Source organism: Sphingomonas sp. (assembly GCF_003248515.1).
Taxonomy (GTDB): Bacteria; Pseudomonadota; Alphaproteobacteria; order Sphingomonadales; family Sphingomonadaceae; genus Sphingomonas_I.
The window spans coordinates 128,888-144,520 of the sequence record NZ_QFOB01000002.1; the positions used below are offsets into that span (position 1 = coordinate 128,888).

Genomic DNA, 15,633 nt, shown 5'->3' on the forward strand with positions numbered 1-15,633 from the left:
AACCGTACCCATACAGGTGCTCTGTGCTGCCGATCATTCTGACAAAGGACAGTGCGATTGTTACGCAGGTCGAGCGGCAAGTGCGCGATCTGATCGAAAATGGTCGACTGGCCCCCGGCGCCCGCATGCCGTCGGTCCGTCGGCTGGCCAAGGATCTTGGGATCAGCACCTTCACGGTCGTCAACGCCTATGACCGGCTAGCCGCGTCGGCCTATATTCGAGCGCGGCAAAGAGCCGGTTTCTACGTCGTCGAAAAGCAGCTTGATCACGTTGAGGAGAAATCTGTCTCGACATTGCCGATCGGACCGAGCTGGCTATTCCGTGCCTTGCACGACAGCTCGGGAACGATCAAGGCGGGGGCCGGTGTGCTGCCGCTCGACTGGTTCGACGAGGAAGCACTCAAGCGTTGCGCACGATCAGCACTGCGCCTGTCGGGCAAGTCCTTCGGCGAATATCCGCAAGTGCTGGGCTATCGTCCGCTGCGCGAATTGATCGCGCTCAAGCTCATTGAGACCGGCATTACGGCACAGGCGGACCAGATATTGTTAACGTCTGGAGCAAGTCATGCTCTGGATCTGGTACTGCGCACGCTGGTCAGGCCAGGCGATACTATCCTGGTTGAGGATCCAGGCTATTATGCGCTCTATTCCTATCTCAAGATGCATGACATCAACTTCGTGGCAATTCCCCGCTCGCGCGAAGGCCTCGATCTCGACGCGCTCGAACGCGCGATCCGGGAACACAAAGCCAGGGTGATCGTCCTCAACTCACTATTGCACAACCCGACCGGCGCCACACTTCAGCCGATCAATGCGCACAAGATATTAGGACTGGCGGAACGTCACAACCTGACCATCGTCGAGGATGATATTTACGGTGATTTCTACAAGGGCCGCGCTTTTCGTATCGCCAATCTCGATCAGCTCGAGCGCGTCGTCTATCTTTCGAGCTTCTCGAAAACGATCTCTGCCAATTTGCGCCTTGGTTACGTCGCGGCGCATACGGACATCCTGGCGCGATTGGCCGAACGCAAGCAGGCGACCTGCCTCGCCACGTCCGAAATCAGCGAACGGATCGCTGCGGAACTGCTCGCATCGGGCGAATATCGTCGACAGATGGCACGTATCCGGGAACGGCTGGCGGCCAAGCAAACCGGGGTCGTTGCGCGGCTCGCCGATGCGGGATTTTCGGTATCCGAAGAGCCGGAAGGGGGCTTCTTCCTTTGGGCCTGCATGAAGGACGGCCGATCGAGTGATCATCTCGCCGAAGCGGCCTTGCGACAGCGACTCGTATTGGCCCCCGGTTCGCTGTTCTCATCGACGGCCACACCATCCGCCTGGGTTCGTTTCAACATCGCTGTCTGTGATTCCGTGCTGTTCGAGGAGCGGCTGGCCGCCTGCTTGACGGACATCGGCTATATGAGGCCATGATCGTCGATCAGCTCCGTGCCATCGTCGGCGAGGCACATGCGTTGACTGGAGACGCGATTGAGCCGCGCTACCTTACCGACGCGGCGGGCGGACGGAGCGGCAAGCCTGCGCTGCTGGTCAGACCTGCCGATACTGCACAATTGGCCGATGTCGTCGCCAACTGCGCGCGGGCGGGGCGTGCTATCGCGATTCAGGGCGGCCGGACTGGCATGTGCCATGGCGCAACGCCGCAGGACGACGAAATCATCCTGTCGCTCGAACGATTGAACCGGATCGAAGGCATCGATGCTAAGGCCGGCACGATGATCGTCGGTGCCGGAGTGATCCTGCAAAGCGCGCAGGAGGCGGCCGCCGAAGCCGGTTGGCGGCTGGCAGTCGATATTGGCGCACGCGGCAGCTGTACAATCGGCGGTATGATCGCCACCAATGCCGGGGGCCATCAGGTCATGCGCCAAGGTATGATGCGCGACCAGGTACTAGGGCTGGAAGTGGTGCTGGCCGACGGAACGGTCCTGTCGTCGATGAACCAGATGCTGAAGAATAACGCGGGCTATGACCTGAAGCATTTGTTCATCGGGTCTGAAGGGACACTGGGCATCGTGACGCGCGCAGTGTTGCGCTTGCGTCCGCCCGCGATCGGGCGGCAGACGGCCTTGTGTGGGCTGCTTGATTATGACGCCGTCATCGCGATGCTCAACCGGGTCGGGCGCGCGCTGCCCGGACAGGTTAGTGCCTTTGAACTCATGTGGCGGGACTTCTTCGAGGCGGCGGGCGCCATCGCCGCAGGGGGCATGCCCTTCGCCGTGTCCTACGACTATCAGATTTTGATCGAGGTAGAGGCAGCGGACGACGCGCCGTTCGTCGGCATCCTCTCTGAATTGCTCGATGCCGGCATCGTCGCCGACGCGATCATCGCGCAGTCGGATAGGGAGGTCGCTCAGCTGTGGAGCCTGCGCGATGCGATCGGGCCGCTCGTCGGTAGCATGACGATCGTCGAGCCGTTCGACGTCAGTGCGCCGATCGCGCGGATCGGGCCGCTCGTCACCCATTTGCGAGCGGCGCTGCTGGACGCGATCCCGCGCTGCCGCCCCTATTTCTTCGGCCATATCGCCGACGGCAATCTGCATCTGGCGCTCGACCTGCCGACCGACGCGGATCGGACGGTGGCCGAGGCGCTGGTCTATAACGCCGTCCGTGACGCAGCGGGGTCGGTGTCGGCCGAACATGGCATAGGCTTGCTCAAGCGCGGCTGGCTTGGCCATAGCCGCACGGTGGAGGAAATCGCGCTGATGCGCACGCTGCGGCGGACGATGGACCCGGCCGGCGTCCTCAATCCGGGGCGTGTGGTCGAAACGCTCACGCCGGGGCGATGAACGGCAGCAGGTTGCGCTGACGCAGGATTGTTGCGAAATCGCGGAGCTTACCCTGTCGATAGGACTCGACGTCGATCCCGCGGAAATCGTGAAAGCCAATCCCGTCGCGCAGGCCCCGGCGGCCCTCCTGCATGTTCGACACGACGATGTCAGGCGTGGCGTAGCGATGGGGATCGATCGTCGCGGCGAGATGGCGCGACGCATGGTAGAGAATGTCGCCGCCGCCCCAGTCAACGAATTCCAGCATGCCGAGCGTCGCGAAGCGCAGACCGAACCCGACCTGGATCGCAAGATCGACGTCCGCTGCTGATGCGACGCCTTCCTCGACCAGGCGGCTGGCCTCCGCGCAGGCCAGCGCCTGGATACGCGGCACGATGTAACCGGGCGAAGCGCGGCAGACGACCGGCACCTTCCCCATCGCCGCAAGCCAGCTTTTCATGGCGGCGGTGGTGGCCGGAGCGGTGAACCGTGCCGGGCTGATTTCGACCAGCGGCATCAGGAACGCGGGGTTGAGCCAGTGGGCGTTGAGGAAGCGCTCGGGAGAGACGACGCACGCCGCCAGCGCCTCGACATCCATCGTCGAGGTTGTCGAGGCGATCAACGCGTCGGGGGGCGCGTGGTCGCCGATGCGGGCCAGCGCGGCCTGCTTGGCTTCGAGTGTTTCCGGCACACCTTCGAACAGGATGTCGCACCGGGCGATCGCCTCTGCAGCGTTCGCATGATCGACCAACGCGATCCGGTCGCGAATATTTTCTTCCGTCCCGGCCGGGAGCAGGCCGGTGTCGCGGAAGAAGGCCAAAGTGGCGTGCATCTCTGCATCGGCCTCTCGCCACCGCTCCGCCTGTTCGTCCGGCGCGCGGTCCTTGAGATCGATCAGCAGCACATCATGCCCCGCCAGTGCGCAGGCGATGGCGATGCCGCGCCCCATCCGGCCGGCACCGATGGCGCCGACGATGCTGCGTTCAATAGCCATGATGCAGGAACTTCGTCATGGCTGCGCGATCTAGACCGGCTATCCCAAGCGATTCCAACGTGCGCCCCCGCGCATAGAGATCGTCGCCGACAACGGCCGACGCGATGGCGAGCAGTCCTTCGGTCAGCGGCATCGGCTGCCCCGCCCAACGGCCGATAGAGGCCAGCATGCTGAGGCCGAGCGCGGTATCCTCGCGCATGTAGCGGTGTGTCTTGAGGTCGATCCGCTCGCGCCAGTCGGAACTGTCGATCAGGTCGCCCTTTGCCGAGCGGGCATACATATATTCGTCGCCATCGTCGTTATAATAGTCCGCCAACGGGAAATGCGGTGCACCATAGCCGATCGCCTCGCGCAGCCGCATACGTTCCGCGTCCAGCGCCGTCGCGACCGCCCGGATCGAGGGCTGCGTGCCTTCGTTGTGGATGTCCCAAGCAGGGAAATGCTCGAGCGGCCCGGCATTCATCAGGATGAGCGGGGGGTGGATGATCGGTCCGGCGTTCATCAGACCACCCGACAGCGCGTCATCGACCAGTTCGATCGCGGGATACACTTGCGCCAGCCGTTCAAACGCCTGGCGGGCATTGGCGGCAGGGAAGAAACCGGTCGGCAACCGCGTCGCATAACCGCTGACCGTGATGCTCTGCGGGCCATGTTTGCGCACTAAGTAGGGCAACGTGCCGGTTTCCGCATAACTGACCCGCGCGCCATTGCCCGCCGCCTGTGCGGCGCGGGCGAACAGCAACGTGCCGAGTGTGCCGGGCGGCAGGAACAGGATCTGTCCGTCGTGCAGATGCGGCGCGACCGCGGCGGCCAGATCGTCATGCGTGGTGGCCGGCAATGGAAGGACGATGATTTCGGCATTACCAATCGCTTCGGCGAGGGACGTTGTCGGGTGCGCCACTGTCACGTCGCGTGTCCCCGCTTTATCGGTTACGGTAATGACGGGCCGGGCGATGAAAGCTGTAAATTCTTCCGCAGAGCGCCGCCAGAACCAGACTTCATGGCCCTTTTCGCTGAGTTCCGCTGCCGCCGCATAGCAGCCGTGGCCACCGCCGATTACCGCAACCTTCATGCTCTCGCCTTCCTGAAAGAATATGCTGCCGGTATCGGCATTCTATCCGCGTTCAGCTATCCGGGGCCCGAAGTGCCTGTGCGAAATCGGAAGCCGAACGCCGCTCGCGATCATTTGCCGACAGGGTGATAGCGGCGGTCGAAATAGATCAACCCATGCGCCTTCGTCGTCCGGGTGAGGGCTTCCACGACACCGAAGAAGATGCTGTGCGTGTATTTCTCGACGATATTCTCGATGCGGCAATCGAGGCAGGCGACGGTATCTTTCAATGCCGGAACGCCGCTGGGCATGGCGAACCAGTCGTTGGGATCGCCGAACCGTTCGTCCACAGGCAATGCCTTGTCCGCAAAGCGCTGCGAAAAGGCTTCCTGACCGCTCGCCAGAATGTTGACGCACAGTCGCCCATTCGCCCGAAACACCGCATTCCCCTGCGACGCGCGATTGATGCAGAGCAGCAGCATCGGCGGGCTGTCGGTTACGCTGCACACGGCGGAGGCGGTCATGCCGTGGCGGCCCGCCACCCCGTCGCTGGTGATCAGGTTTACCGCCGCCCCGAGTTGCGACATCGCATCGCGGAACAGGCCAGGCTCAACGGACGCCATAGGCATGGTCAACGCATCCATAGGCCGCCATTGACGTCCCAGGTCGCGCCCGTGACAAACCCGGCATCGGGCGCCACAAGTTTCAACACGAGGTCCGCGACATAAGCCGCATCGCCCAAGGTGCCGGCGGGAATGGCCCTGACGATGCCATCGAGTTTGTCCTGCGGTACGAGGGTACGGACCGACGGTAAGTCCAGCGGCCCCGGCGAGATCGCATTCACCGTCACGCCAAAGGCTGCCAGATCGCGTGCGAACACTTTGGTCAGGGTGAGGATCGCGCCCTTCGACGCGGCATAATGCGCGCCGGTCGCGGTACCGCCATTCTGCCCCGCAAGCGAGGCCATGTTGACGATCCGGCCATAGCCGCGATCCTTGAACAGCCGCCCAAAGATCTGGCTGGCGACGAAGCTGCCGCGGACGTTGACCGCCATTACCTGATTGAATTCTTCGTCGGTAATGTCCAGGACCGGCGTCGTGCGTTGCAGCACGGCATTGTTCACCAATATTTCGGCGGACCCCCAGCGGGCGATCATCGCATCGCGGGCTGCTTCCAGATCGGCCCGGCTGGTCACGTCGAGCCGGATTGCGGCGGCGGTGTCTCCCGATGAACTCAGCGATTGCGCCATTTTTTCGGCAGCGGCGGGATCGATATCGCTCACCATCACGCGATAGCCGGCACCATGCAGCGCCCGGCAAATCGCCGCGCCGAGACCGCCGCCGCCTCCCGTCACCAGAGCCGACTGTGCCGCACCGCTCAAAACAAATATCCCACGCCGACAAAGGCGTCGTCGGAATTTATCATGCGGATCACTTTGCGCGCGATGCGCAGGGCACCGTCCGCCCGCGTTAGCCGGTAGTCGACATCGGCGGCATGAACGAGCACGCGGTCATTCTTGTATTCCGCTAGATGCTGGGCGCAGCGTAGCGCGATCCAGTTTTCGCCGCGTTCGTCAACGACGAAACGTGAAACGGTCCTGACCGTGCGGGCCGATGCTCTGGCCGACATGGAAAAGCCGCTCGACAGCCGCTTGACGCGTGCCTGCCGCATTTCCGCATCGTCATAGGCGACGTTGAGGTGCGCGGCATAGTCGGCCGCATCGCGCTCGATCGGGATTATGTAAAGTCCCGTTTCGTCCCACAGGTCCAGCCATTCGCGATAGGCGCGGCGGTCAAGCAGATCGGCCTCGACCCAGATAAATTCGATCGCTTCCTGCACGGCGATGTTGGCGGCAGGGGCGATTTCGGGGGCGGATGCAGTCCGTGTGGTCATGCCGTCATCATCCTCTTCCACATCTGATAGGCAGCGCGCATGCCGGTCTCGGCGCTGACATCGCCGGTATTGGCGCCGCGAAACGGCTCTTTGCCACGATTGAGCATGATCCACAGATCCTCGCCCGATGCCGAGCCGCGCTGGACCCGCTCCCAACCTTCGGCATCGTCGGGCGTGCCAAAGCCCATCGGTCCCTGGAAATGTTCGTGGAGGCGCAGCCGCATGCGGTTCGCCGCATCCGGGCCGCCGTCCATCGCCAGCGCTACGTGGGTGATTTCGGTTTCCTCCACCGCGATCGGGCGCAGGATGCGGAAGAAAGACATTGAACAGGCGACGTTGGGAAACAGGTTGAGGTTGAAGCCAGACCCGCCGACTGCACGAACGATGCGGCGGACCTGTGTCTCGTCATGATCCCTGCCCAGCTCTTCGGCGAGCGCCCGGAAGCGTTCGGGGATCGGCGCATCGGGATCGGCGTCCAGATCGACCAGATCGGGGATCATCACGATGACGCTATGGCCGTTGCCCAGATCCTCGACCCATCCGCCCTGTCCCAGCAGATCGAACAGTTCTTCGGTCTCGTCGTCGAGCGAGGTCAGGAAGCTCTTGTGGACGATCGGAAAATGATAGGCGTCGGTGGTGTTTTCGAGTTGGATCTTCCAGTTGCCGCGGAACCGGAACTTGTGCTCGCCGGCAACCTTCACGCCGAATCCGGCGCCCTGTTTCATAAACAGGTCGATCCATCTGGTCGCAGGGCCGAGGAAATCGGCCAGAGGCTCGATCTCGTTGCGAAAGGTCGCGAAGATCAGACCGCCATAGCTTTCGGTGCGCAGCGCAATCAGCGGAAAGTCGGCCTTGTCGAAATCAGCGTCATAGCCGTCGGCCATCGGCACGGAGCGCAGCTTGCCGTCCAAATTATAGCTCCAGCCATGATAGGGGCAGACGAACACGCTGGCCTTGCCCGACTTGCCTTCGCACACGCTCGCCGCACGATGGCGGCATCGATTGAGCAGCACATGGATCTCGCCGGCCTTGTCGCGGGTAACGATGACCGGCTGGCGGCCGATGGAGGACGTTTTGAAGCTGTTGGGTGCGGCGACTTCGCTCTCATGGCCGACGAACACCCAGGTGCTGGCAAAGATGCGGTCCATTTCCTCCTCGAAAATGGCCGGGTCGCGATAGAGCGATGTATGGACGCGATCCTCGCGTACCAGCGGGCCGCGATCGATAGGCAATGTAGATTGAGTCATATCGGGCTTCCTCTTAACGGGAGGGAGTTGGGGTCGATTCGGGCGCGTCCCAGAGATCGACCGGGCGCGCGAAGAGGTTTTCGGTTTCGAACAGCGCGATCCGCCAGTCCTCGCCGTCCTGCGCGAACCGGGCGGTGATCCGCGCCGATCGTAGTTCGCACATGCCTGACGCATAGCGGGCGGTCTGGATTAGCATCCAGTGTCCGCTGGCGGTTTGTGCATCGGGGGCAACGGTGATCGCTTCCGATGTCAGGAAATGCGCATTGAACACGAAATGAGCGGGTGGTCCGATATGGCGGCGGAACATGGCCATGATCGCGTCCCGGCCGTCATAGCCGCCATAGGCCTGCGCATATTTGCCGCCGACGCCGCGCCAGACCGCGTGGGCGGTGAACAGGACCGACAGATCATCCATTGCCCCAGCTCGGGTCAAATCGTCGCACAGCGCCATGTAGCGCGTCATCACTGCACGTACGGCGGACTCGGACTCGAGCCGTGCCAGCCGTGCGCGCGTACCGCTCATGCGGGAATGGTCAGATCGCGGCCGATCCGCGCTTCTACCCGCATATATTTCCACAGCAGATGCTCGCCCACTGCTGTCGTGCGGAACAGGTTGCAAGCGGCGACGACAGTGGCGTGATCGGGCATGTCTGCCATGATGTAGAAAGTCCACGGCCAGCCATTGGGCGAGGTCCCGACCATCAACTCGTCATCATCGAGCGTACCCAGTATTTTGACGCCGGGCAGGTCTCGGACGCCCTTGAGCATCTCGCCGGTCGCCTGCCACACCGGGCCGATCGCGTCGGCTGGCAGGTCGAAGAAATTCTGCGTCACCGCGCCGCAAAGTAGGGCACGTAGGGGCTTTCCGGGGGTGTCTGACATGGCAATATCCTTTTTGGTGGGTCGGTAATTCAGGGAAAGCCTGGCGCGCTTTCGAGGCCCAGCAAGACGCGGCCGGCATTCTGCCACGTGCCCTCCGACAAGAAGGCGTGCTGGACGACGACCATCGCGTCTTGCGCGTAGCGCGCCAGCGGGTGTGCAGCGTAGATGCCGGTCGTACCTGAAAGGGTGTAAGCCATGCGCGCGACGTCTGCGCCCACGCGGGCGATATGGGTCGAGGCAAGTCGCAGCAAAGCGATCTTGTCGGTCGACAAAGCGTCACCCGCGACCAGATCAGCATAAGCGTCTTCCGTCACCTCGTAGAAGAAAGCGCGGGCGGAACGAAGCGCTGCTTCGGCCTTGGCGACCTCGGTCTGCACATAGGCGCGATCTGCCAGGACCGGTGCACCGGTGATCGACTTGCGTCCTCCGGCCATATGGCTGATCTCGTCCAGCGCCGCGCGAGCGACGCCCAGACCGACGACCGCCAGCACCTGCGCAGCGAACGCCATCGACGGATATCGATAAAGCGGAGAATCGAGCGAGGACGACCCGCCACGGATGAAGGTCCAGCCTTCCGGCACGACGACCTTGTCGACGATCAGGTCGTGGCTGCCTGTGCCCTGCAGCCCGATCACGTCCCAGTTACGTTCGATCCGCACCTGCCCGGATGGCATAACCGCCATGCGCGGCAGCGGGGATGCCTTGCCGTCGGCCAGAGTGATGCCGACGCCGATCAGGTCCGCGCCGGTACATCCGCTGCCGAATTTCCAGCGCCCGGAAATCTCCAGCCCCCCCGGTGCGTGCCGTGCGGGCTGCGGTGGGAACAGGCCTCCAGCGAAGATGACGTCCGGCCCTTCGGCATAAATGGTTTCCAGCGTCGCGATAGGCAGCGAAGCCAGATACATTGCCGATACGCCGAAGCTGGCGACCCATCCGACTGATCCATCGGCAATCGAAATCCGCTCGATCAGTTTCAGGAATTGCGCCGGGGATGCTTCGTCACCGCCGAACTGTTTTGCGACCAGCATCCGGTACACACCCGCGCGCTTCATCAGATCGACGATGCGCGGCGACACTTGCTGCGTCTGCGCGAAAGATTCGCGTTCTTCATGGATGGCGACGAGGAGCAGATCCTCGTCAGCGGTCGTTGTTTCCGATGATAACGGAGTTGCCAATCGCATCTGCCCGCTCATGCTTCGCTCTCCAATGTCAATTCGACGCGTATTCCGAGATCGGCCGCGATGCGGCGGCCCAGCGCACACAGCGCGGCATCCTCCCCAATCCTGCCGATCAGTTGCAGTCCGACGGGTTGACCGGCGGCCGTTTCCAGAGGAATGCTGAGTGCCGGGTGGCCGGACAGATTGAATGGCCGCACCAACGCAGTCAGTTTTATTGCTGCTGCAACATCGGCCGCGCCCGCAAGGCTCGGCGGTAGGCAGGGTAGAGTTGGCAGGACCAGCGCGTCGACGTCGGCAAGCGCTGCATCGACTTCAGCCGCGAAGGCCTGACGCACGTGTTCCGCCTGTTCGCGCTGCGCAGCATTCACATCCGCCGCCTTGGTCAAGCGCGCCGCGACATCCGCGCCCAGTTTGCCCGATGCCAGCAATGGCGAGAAGGCTGTCCAAGTCTCCGCCGCAATGATGGCGAGCGCCGCGTCAAATGCTGCCGCGAAACCCGGTAGCGTTGCACGCGCGCCCTGATAGCCGAGTGTCTCCAGCGCCTGCGCGAGACGGTCCGCCACATCGGCATCCGCATCGACCGCCACGATGCCAAGGCGAGGATGCGTCGGCAAAGAGGCGGAAACATAAGTAGGATCGATGATCGCCATCGCTGCCTCGATTCCCTGCATGTTGCGCGCGAACGGGCCTATGCAATCGAGCGAGGAGGTGGCCGGTATCGCTCCGGCGCGATTGATCCGGCCGAAGCTGGGTTTTAGTCCAAAGACACCGCAACAGGCAGCAGGCACGCGGATCGATCCGCCGGTGTCGGTGCCGATTGCAATATCGCTGATGCCGCTTGCAACGGCCGCTGCCGAGCCCGACGACGACCCGCCGGGGATCAGGTTGGGATAGCGTGGATTGACCGGGGTGCCCGTCCAGTCGTTGATGCCGGTCACGCCATAGGCAAGCTCATGCATATTGGTCTTGCCGACGATGCGGCAGCTGCCCTCCAGCAACGCCTCGACCACAGCTGCGTGCGAGATAGCGGGGGCAGCGTGTTCCAGCGCAGCGCTGCCCGCGCGGGTCGAATAGCCGGCGATATCGATCGAATCCTTGATCGCAACGCGTAGCGCCTTTCGGTCCGTCGATCCCAGATCCAGTTTGCGAACAAGAATTGACACGGCCGTATCCGCCCCTCCTCTTCCGAGAGGTCAAATACTATATTTATCACGTGAATTGTCAACTGATTTTAACGACGCAATCCGTTTCTCGATTTATACGCCCGTTGTTCCTAGGCGGCGCCATGGGGATGGCTTGTTCCGAGTGTGCCAAATGTCACCGTTTTAAAGCGTCAAACACACGCGAGAGCGTCGTAATGAGAGCCTTGGTCTCCTTCGCCGGTACCTGGCCGAACGCGCGCTCATAGGTCCGGTGGGATACAGCCCAAGCGTCGGCCCTTGCTTCGAAGCCTCGCTCCGTCAGTCTGACCTCCGTCACGCGCCCATCATTTTCGCGCGGACTGCACTCTACCAGGCCTTCCGCTTGCATCCGCTGGATAATCTTGGTCATGGTTGAGAGCTTGGCGATAGCGTGATCGGCCAGTTCGCTGACACTCGCGCTCTGGTCTTTGCCGAGAAACATGAGAACGCGCCAACTCGGTATATCGAGACCGATCCGTTTCAACTGTCCCTCGCTTTGCGTCAGGTACAGGCTCACGACGCGGGTAAGCCAGTAGATCGGCCATTCGTCGATCTTGAACCGTTCCTCTTCAAGATCGTAAAAACCGTCGTCCGTATTTTTCTTTCCTGCCATTTACCGTCCCGGTGCGATGTGATCGATTGAAGGAGAAAGCTGCGCCCGACCGGTAAATAGTCAATTGCGGCGAATCTGTCGATGAACGGGACCATATATCGAACCGCGCCGAACGCGACCTGTTAGTTGGTCAAGTCGTAGGCGGCGCCTGCCCCGGGATCGGATCGCCCGCAGCCGCCGTTCCAAAGACATAGCGCCGATCATAGAGCGCAGTCCGCCACGGGCACACCACGATTTCGCCACGTGTGCCCGCATGGGTCAAAGGATCGTCGTCGGCAAAGCGTCGGGCTTCATTCAGCGATCCGGCTTCGATGACGTAGATCGAACCTGTTGGTCCGGTTTCGCTCTCGTCGAGAATCGCACCACCGATCAGCACGTTCCCGGCCCGGTCCCGCAAATAGCGATGATGGTCCGGTAGGGCGTCGGCCCGGGCATCTTTCGTACCGGGTTTGTTGGTGATTTGGACAATAAAGAGCGGCATGGGGTTTCTTTCAGTCTGCGATCGGGCGCTCGCCGGCCCAGGCTCGGTGCAGCATGCCCTCGATTGCGCCGACGTCAGGGGTGCGCGGATTGGCGTAGGCGTTGGAGGTAGCCAATAACGCGGCACGGGGGATTCCGTCCTGCGGCATACCGAGGTCGCGCAGGCTGGTCGGCCCGCCCAACGCCGTAATGCGGTCGAACAGAAAGCCGCCAGGTTCTTCGTAGCAGCCCAGGGCGACGCGAATCCGCTGGTCGACCTCCGGGACGCAGGGTGCATTGAAGGCCAGCACATGCGGAATGAGGACGGTGTGCAATTCGGCATGCGGCAGGACAAAGCTGCCGCCCAGGATATGCGCCAGCTTGTGATGCAGGCTCATCGTCGTCGCACCCAGGCAGGCGCCGCACAGCCAGGCGCCCCGCAACAATTCCGCCAACGCCGCGTCGTCGTCGGGCGACGCACGACGCCGTTCGAGCGCTGGCAGGATAAGGCGCATGCCCTCAAGTGCCATCAGATCGATCACCGGCGTCGTATCAGGCGCATACAGTGCCTCGATCGCGTGGGCGATGGCGTTCATCCCGCTGGTCACGCGCACGACCTGCGGTAGTGTCCGGGTTAGGTCGACATCGTAGACGACTGTCGCCGGCAGGATCGCGTCGTCACGTCGCGTCGTCTTCTGGCCGTTTTCGGTCTCGCCCAGGATCGGCGTCATTTCCGACCCAGCATAGGTTGTCGGGATCGCCAGATGCGGCCATCCGGTCCGCACCGAGAGTGCCTTACCGAGACCGATGGTCGATCCGCCACCGATGCTGACGATCGAATCTGCGTCGAGCGCGCGCGCTGCGGCGAGGGCATCGGCGGTGACATCGGTCGGCGTGTGCATTCTTGCTACCGCCAGATGGCCGACAGTGCGCGTGCCAATCAATGCCGCTACAGCCTCGCCCGACCGTGCCTGTTCCGGTGTCGTGAGAACGATCGTGCGCTCAGCGCCGAGCGTCTCCAGTTCACCGGCGACGCGATCCAGCACGCCGTTTCCAAACAGCACACGCTGGGCTTTGAACTGGTGGATGAAAGCGATCATGAAAGTCCGATCATCACATATTCGCGGAAGGCCGCGCGTTGCTTGAGAAGCTCCAGCCATCGCCGCAGATGCGGCGTAGGCGTGCCACGGTCGAGCGCCATTTCGAACCAGCGATAGGCGAACATTCCGGTTGAGATATCTGCCAGTGTGAGAGAGGAACCAGCCAGATAATCGGTCGCAGCCAACGCTTCATCCAATCTGGCAAATAGATCGCGCGCCTGAGCGGTCAGGCGCTCGAGCATGACCGGATCGCGATCTGCCGCCGCCGTTCGCACCATGGCGATGAACAATGGGGACATGCAGGGATTAAGGCTGCTGAGTTGCCAGTCCATCCAGCGTTCGCACAGTGATCGTATATATGGCTCTTCGGGATAAAGCGGCGTTGGACCATGAACGTTGGCGAGATATCGCAGGATGGAGTTCGATTCCCAAACGACCTCGTCCCCGTGGACCAGCACCGGAACAAGCCGATTGGAATTGAGCGCTACAAAGGCCGGGGCATCAAGGCTGGCGAAAGGACCGCCGTAGTCCTCGCGACTGAAAGCGAGGTTCATCTCGCTCATCATCCAGAGGATTTTCTGAACATTCCCTGAGGTCTTTCGACCCAGAAGACGGATCGTGGCCATGACTAAGCTGACCAGCCAATGCGATATACTGATAGGATACTCATCTGGACATGCTCTGGTCGAGCAGAGCAAAATTCCGTTCCCATGACTGCGTCGTCGCCACGGCGTCGAATTCCTCCAACCGGTGACGGTTGGCGAAAGCATGCGCCGCACCCGGATACAGCCGGAAATCGACAGAGTCGTTACGCGCGGCTGCCTCGATCAGATGACTGACCGCCGCTGGTCCAACATGGACATCATTGTCGCCCATATGGATGACGGTCGGGGTCGAGAGGCTGTCGAGCGCGTCGGGGAAATCGCTCATCTGCACCGGATAGTAACTGATGACCGCCGCAAAGCCGCCACGCCCGCCCGCCAGCAGCGCGAGTTTGCCACCCAGGCAAAAGCCGACCACCGCAACTCGGCCATCGCAGCGTGGGTCGGCAGCGACATGCGCCCGTACCTTCTCGATATCCTGCACCGCCTGGTCGGTGTCGAACGCCTGCCAAAGAGCGAGCGCCATAGGACGTTCCTGCGGATCGTAGCTCAGCTGCACGCCCGGCGCCTGCCGGTGGAACAGGTCGGGCGCAACCGCAAGATAGCCCGCCCCGGCCAGCCGGACGAGTTCCTCACGCATGGCGAAGTTCACACCAAAGATCTCATGCAGCAGGATGACGGCGGGCCCCGGCTCATCGCCGCCAGCCCTGTCCTGCACGATGCCGGTCAGCCCGATCCGGCCGTCGTCGACGGGCAGGAAGCTGTTTTCAACCTGCCGCGCCTGCCCGTCCATCCTCATGCCGCCTGCTCCGCTTTTGCCGCCGGTTGCAGCGCGAAGTCGTAATGCGCAACCAGTACCGGGCGATCGAAGCCGAGCTTAGGATCGTCGACACGCTTCAATTCGGTGAGCAATCCGTCCTTGACGCCGATCACGCAGTCGTTCGACGTGTAATCATCTCCGGTGAAATAGACCTGCGTGATGAGCGATTCAAAACCGGGATGGTCGATCATGAAATGGACGTGGCGCGGCCGCCATATCTGCCGGCCCATTCTTTCCAGCAATAGCTTGCACTCCCCGATCAGCGCATAGGGCTGCGGCATTTCGGTGACGATGCGGTAGGAGCCGTCCGCATTCGTCCTGATCTTCGCACGGTTATTGAAATCGGGGATGTTCGGCGCGAACTGCGAATATTCACCGTTACGATCAGCGCACCATATATCCAGTTCGACACCAGCCAGCGCCTGCCCGGCCAGATCGCGGACAATGCCGTCCATGACGAGGATGTCGGCATCGGCCTCGATCAGTCCGATCGGTGCACCACTGTCGGTTGTCGGCGCATCCGCAATATGGAACGGGCCCTGTACCGTGTTGACAGTTGCGTCTGGCCCCAGCGGGCTGTTGAGATCTTCGACGATCTGGTTGATACCGAACGCCCAGGACATGAGCCGCACGTCCAATTCGCTCAGCTTCGCTACATAACCGAGCGCGGCGTTGAGTTCATCCATGGTCGGACGAAGATCGAGGATGGCGGGACAAATGGCGTCGAGCAGCTTTTCGACGACTTCGACGACGCGGTCTTCTCCGGTGCCGTCATAAAGCGATTTTTCGTGCGCGCGACGCACTTGCAATTCAGCATGATCGAGCATTTCA

At 62.2% G+C, this 15,633-nt stretch carries 18 protein-coding genes; 2 read left to right on the top strand and 16 right to left on the bottom strand.

Annotation, left to right across the window (positions count from 1 at the left end; translation table 11 throughout):
- The first annotated feature begins 23 nt into the window (after positions 1–23).
- Both DI605_RS03755 and DI605_RS03760 read left to right on the top strand, forming a co-directional pair.
- Complete coding sequence (locus DI605_RS03755; protein ID WP_293969239.1) at positions 24–1,430, top strand: PLP-dependent aminotransferase family protein; 1,407 nt, start codon at positions 24–26, stop codon at positions 1,428–1,430.
- A complete protein-coding gene (locus DI605_RS03760) occupies positions 1,427–2,803 on the top strand; it encodes an FAD-binding oxidoreductase (protein WP_293969242.1) in 1,377 nt (458 codons plus the stop codon). The genes DI605_RS03755 and DI605_RS03760 overlap by 4 nt, the downstream gene beginning before the upstream one ends.
- Here DI605_RS03760 and DI605_RS03765 read toward each other — a convergent pair.
- The 16 genes from DI605_RS03765 to DI605_RS03840 all read right to left on the bottom strand — a co-directional run bounded on the left by DI605_RS03765 (position 2,787) and on the right by DI605_RS03840 (position 15,629).
- Positions 2,787–3,776: a 3-hydroxybutyryl-CoA dehydrogenase gene (locus DI605_RS03765; RefSeq protein WP_293969245.1), complete on the bottom strand. Its 990-nt coding sequence runs from the start codon at positions 3,774–3,776 to the stop codon at positions 2,787–2,789. The two genes, DI605_RS03760 and DI605_RS03765, sit on opposite strands and share 17 nt — an antisense overlap.
- The gene (locus DI605_RS03770) at positions 3,766–4,848 is read right to left on the bottom strand and encodes an NAD/NADP-dependent octopine/nopaline dehydrogenase family protein (RefSeq protein ID WP_293969248.1); all 1,083 of its coding nucleotides are present in this window, start codon (positions 4,846–4,848) and stop codon (positions 3,766–3,768) included. Before DI605_RS03770 ends, DI605_RS03765 begins: the two co-directional genes overlap by 11 nt.
- A gap of 110 nt (positions 4,849–4,958) precedes the next feature.
- Positions 4,959–5,471 (bottom strand): flavin reductase, encoded by a 513-nt coding sequence (locus DI605_RS03775; protein WP_293969251.1) that lies wholly within the window; start codon positions 5,469–5,471, stop codon positions 4,959–4,961.
- A complete protein-coding gene (locus DI605_RS03780) occupies positions 5,459–6,208 on the bottom strand; it encodes an SDR family oxidoreductase (RefSeq protein WP_293969254.1) in 750 nt (249 codons plus the stop codon). The genes DI605_RS03775 and DI605_RS03780 overlap by 13 nt, the downstream gene beginning before the upstream one ends.
- The gene (locus DI605_RS03785) at positions 6,205–6,741 is read right to left on the bottom strand and encodes an aromatic-ring-hydroxylating dioxygenase subunit beta (RefSeq protein WP_293969257.1); all 537 of its coding nucleotides are present in this window, start codon (positions 6,739–6,741) and stop codon (positions 6,205–6,207) included. Before DI605_RS03785 ends, DI605_RS03780 begins: the two co-directional genes overlap by 4 nt.
- A complete protein-coding gene (locus tag DI605_RS03790; RefSeq protein WP_293969260.1) occupies positions 6,717–7,967 on the bottom strand; it encodes an aromatic ring-hydroxylating dioxygenase subunit alpha in 1,251 nt (416 codons plus the stop codon). Before DI605_RS03790 ends, DI605_RS03785 begins: the two co-directional genes overlap by 25 nt.
- Positions 7,968–7,980: 13 nt before the next feature.
- Positions 7,981–8,490 (bottom strand): nuclear transport factor 2 family protein, encoded by a 510-nt coding sequence (locus tag DI605_RS03795; protein ID WP_293969263.1) that lies wholly within the window; start codon positions 8,488–8,490, stop codon positions 7,981–7,983.
- Positions 8,487–8,849 carry a hypothetical protein gene (locus DI605_RS03800; RefSeq protein WP_293969266.1) on the bottom strand — a complete coding sequence of 121 codons (363 nt, stop codon included), beginning with the start codon at positions 8,847–8,849 and terminating at the stop codon, positions 8,487–8,489. Before DI605_RS03800 ends, DI605_RS03795 begins: the two co-directional genes overlap by 4 nt.
- Before the next feature lie 29 nt (positions 8,850–8,878).
- Entirely contained in the window at positions 8,879–10,042 is a 1,164-nt protein-coding gene (locus DI605_RS03805) for an acyl-CoA dehydrogenase family protein (protein WP_293969269.1), read from the bottom strand.
- The gene (locus tag DI605_RS03810; protein WP_293969271.1) at positions 10,039–11,190 is read right to left on the bottom strand and encodes an amidase; all 1,152 of its coding nucleotides are present in this window, start codon (positions 11,188–11,190) and stop codon (positions 10,039–10,041) included. Before DI605_RS03810 ends, DI605_RS03805 begins: the two co-directional genes overlap by 4 nt.
- Before the next feature lie 154 nt (positions 11,191–11,344).
- Positions 11,345–11,821, bottom strand: a complete 477-nt coding sequence (locus tag DI605_RS03815) for a MarR family winged helix-turn-helix transcriptional regulator (RefSeq protein WP_293969274.1) — start codon at positions 11,819–11,821, stop codon at positions 11,345–11,347.
- 130 nt (positions 11,822–11,951) lie between these two features.
- Positions 11,952–12,302, bottom strand: a complete 351-nt coding sequence (locus DI605_RS03820) for a YciI family protein (protein ID WP_293969277.1) — start codon at positions 12,300–12,302, stop codon at positions 11,952–11,954.
- Between the two features lie 10 nt (positions 12,303–12,312).
- On the bottom strand, positions 12,313–13,380 hold the full coding sequence (locus DI605_RS03825) for a maleylacetate reductase (RefSeq protein WP_293969280.1): 1,068 nt from the start codon (positions 13,378–13,380) through the stop codon (positions 12,313–12,315).
- Complete coding sequence (locus tag DI605_RS03830; protein WP_293969283.1) at positions 13,377–14,006, bottom strand: glutathione S-transferase family protein; 630 nt, start codon at positions 14,004–14,006, stop codon at positions 13,377–13,379. The genes DI605_RS03825 and DI605_RS03830 overlap by 4 nt, the downstream gene beginning before the upstream one ends.
- 40 nt (positions 14,007–14,046) lie before the next feature.
- The gene (locus tag DI605_RS03835; RefSeq protein ID WP_293969286.1) at positions 14,047–14,775 is read right to left on the bottom strand and encodes a dienelactone hydrolase family protein; all 729 of its coding nucleotides are present in this window, start codon (positions 14,773–14,775) and stop codon (positions 14,047–14,049) included.
- A gap of 2 nt (positions 14,776–14,777) precedes the next feature.
- Positions 14,778–15,629, bottom strand: coding sequence for a dioxygenase (locus DI605_RS03840; protein WP_293969290.1), 852 nt, complete (start codon positions 15,627–15,629; stop codon positions 14,778–14,780).
- Between the last annotated feature and the right edge of the window lie 4 nt (positions 15,630–15,633).

Excerpts from the sequence above, each read along its gene's own strand:
- DI605_RS03760 (WP_293969242.1), top strand. The coding sequence starts at position 1,427 with ATGATCGTCGATCAGCTCCGTGCCATCGTCGGCGAGGCACATGCGTTG.
- DI605_RS03765 (WP_293969245.1), bottom strand. The coding sequence starts at position 3,776 with ATGGCTATTGAACGCAGCATCGTCGGCGCCATCGGTGCCGGCCGGATG.
- DI605_RS03770 (WP_293969248.1), bottom strand. The coding sequence starts at position 4,848 with ATGAAGGTTGCGGTAATCGGCGGTGGCCACGGCTGCTATGCGGCGGCA.
- DI605_RS03775 (WP_293969251.1), bottom strand. The coding sequence starts at position 5,471 with ATGGATGCGTTGACCATGCCTATGGCGTCCGTTGAGCCTGGCCTGTTC.
- DI605_RS03790 (WP_293969260.1), bottom strand. The coding sequence starts at position 7,967 with ATGACTCAATCTACATTGCCTATCGATCGCGGCCCGCTGGTACGCGAG.
- DI605_RS03795 (WP_293969263.1), bottom strand. The coding sequence starts at position 8,490 with ATGAGCGGTACGCGCGCACGGCTGGCACGGCTCGAGTCCGAGTCCGCC.
- DI605_RS03800 (WP_293969266.1), bottom strand. The coding sequence starts at position 8,849 with ATGTCAGACACCCCCGGAAAGCCCCTACGTGCCCTACTTTGCGGCGCG.
- DI605_RS03805 (WP_293969269.1), bottom strand. The coding sequence starts at position 10,042 with ATGAGCGGGCAGATGCGATTGGCAACTCCGTTATCATCGGAAACAACG.
- DI605_RS03815 (WP_293969274.1), bottom strand. The coding sequence starts at position 11,821 with ATGGCAGGAAAGAAAAATACGGACGACGGTTTTTACGATCTTGAAGAG.
- DI605_RS03820 (WP_293969277.1), bottom strand. The coding sequence starts at position 12,302 with ATGCCGCTCTTTATTGTCCAAATCACCAACAAACCCGGTACGAAAGAT.
- DI605_RS03825 (WP_293969280.1), bottom strand. The coding sequence starts at position 13,380 with ATGATCGCTTTCATCCACCAGTTCAAAGCCCAGCGTGTGCTGTTTGGA.
- DI605_RS03830 (WP_293969283.1), bottom strand. The coding sequence starts at position 14,006 with ATGGCCACGATCCGTCTTCTGGGTCGAAAGACCTCAGGGAATGTTCAG.
- DI605_RS03835 (WP_293969286.1), bottom strand. The coding sequence starts at position 14,775 with ATGGACGGGCAGGCGCGGCAGGTTGAAAACAGCTTCCTGCCCGTCGAC.
- DI605_RS03840 (WP_293969290.1), bottom strand. The coding sequence starts at position 15,629 with ATGCTCGATCATGCTGAATTGCAAGTGCGTCGCGCGCACGAAAAATCG.